At 40.4% G+C, this 1,125-nt stretch carries 1 protein-coding gene and 1 pseudogene; one reads left to right on the forward strand and one right to left on the reverse strand.

Annotated elements, in window-relative coordinates; all coding sequences use genetic code 11:
• Nucleotides 1-247: 247 nt before the first annotated feature.
• Nucleotides 248-793, reverse strand: a pseudogene (locus tag MF4642_RS16495) (terminase gpA endonuclease subunit); the annotation flags it as partial.
• A gap of 83 nt (nt 794-876) precedes the next feature.
• Here MF4642_RS16495 and MF4642_RS16500 point away from each other — a divergent pair.
• Entirely contained in the window at nt 877-1,083 is a 207-nt protein-coding gene (locus MF4642_RS16500) for a hypothetical protein (RefSeq protein WP_078426876.1), read from the forward strand.
• The last annotated feature ends 42 nt before the right edge of the window (nt 1,084-1,125 follow it).

The raw sequence follows: 1,125 nt of genomic DNA on the forward strand, positions 1-1,125 counted from the left end.
ACTTCATGTACAACCATCATTTTAAAGGCAAAGCTATAATCACCTTGTGTACGTTTAACTCTTTGTTCTCGTTCATGTTCCATAAAATAAGCCTCTTAAAGGTGTAAACTTATTTCAGGACGGGACATTATTCACAATTATAAAAAACAACTTCCTGAAGGAGGCTTTAATATTCATCATAATGATTATTTTTTATTCCCAAAAAACCTTTTCTTTTTAATCACAGTATTTTTAGACGCTGGAACAACTACCGGTACAACAGTTTTTTAACAGCCTTCTGCTTCAATACTGTTTTAACTTCTACAGTATTTTGATCAACCTGTTTTTTAACCTGAGGTTCATCAATTTCAATAGACACACGCTCGGAAACATGCTTTAAATTCGGTTGCATAATTTTCAAAGCGGCCAAAGCATAAACACGACAGTCGAGAGCCTCATTACGTGCCCGATCTGGTTTATGCCATTCACGAATCAGCTGTCCTTTCACATAGCGAATAATTAATTTTTCTGCTGTTAATTGTCGGTACCACTCCATTTCCCGGTCATGTGGAAAGTGACAATAGCCTGGTCCTTTCTTTGCCAAATCTAAACGGCGCATGACTGTCAGTTTTGCTTCGTCGACCCCGACAATAAATAAATCAATTTTACGTTTATCTTTACCAGACTGTTTACGCTGAGGGCTTTGCACAATCGGCATCCCCCAACCTGCACGCCCTTTAATTGCAAAGACTTTTCTGTTTCTACGGCTCTTTACATATTCATAAGCCCTTTGTGTATAACCTGCACTACCACACGTATCTACACCAGACGATGCACCAAGTCCTTTAACTTATGCCCTTTTTGGTACCTGCATATGTACAAAGGAGGAAACTCCAAATGACCGCTAATATCAAACGCCTCAAGCTCAGTGTATTTGCTGAGCTCTATTGGCAAGACAAAGAATCCCGCCCATGCCGTGACACACTGGTCAGCCATATCAAACGTGGTTGGCTCAGTGGGGCTTTGTTGCACAAAGATTTGAAATGCAAAGCGCCCCTAATTGAGCCAAATTTAAGGCGTAACTTGGGTAAGTGGTCGACCTAATTCCGTAAATCTGTTAAGGACTGCTACACGTGCATGGATCTC

The organism is Acinetobacter sp. MF4642 (genome assembly GCF_002018925.1).
Classification (GTDB): Bacteria; Pseudomonadota; Gammaproteobacteria; order Pseudomonadales; family Moraxellaceae; genus Acinetobacter; species Acinetobacter johnsonii.

Excerpts from the sequence above, each read along its gene's own strand:
- MF4642_RS16500 (WP_078426876.1), top strand. The coding sequence starts at position 877 with ATGACCGCTAATATCAAACGCCTCAAGCTCAGTGTATTTGCTGAGCTC.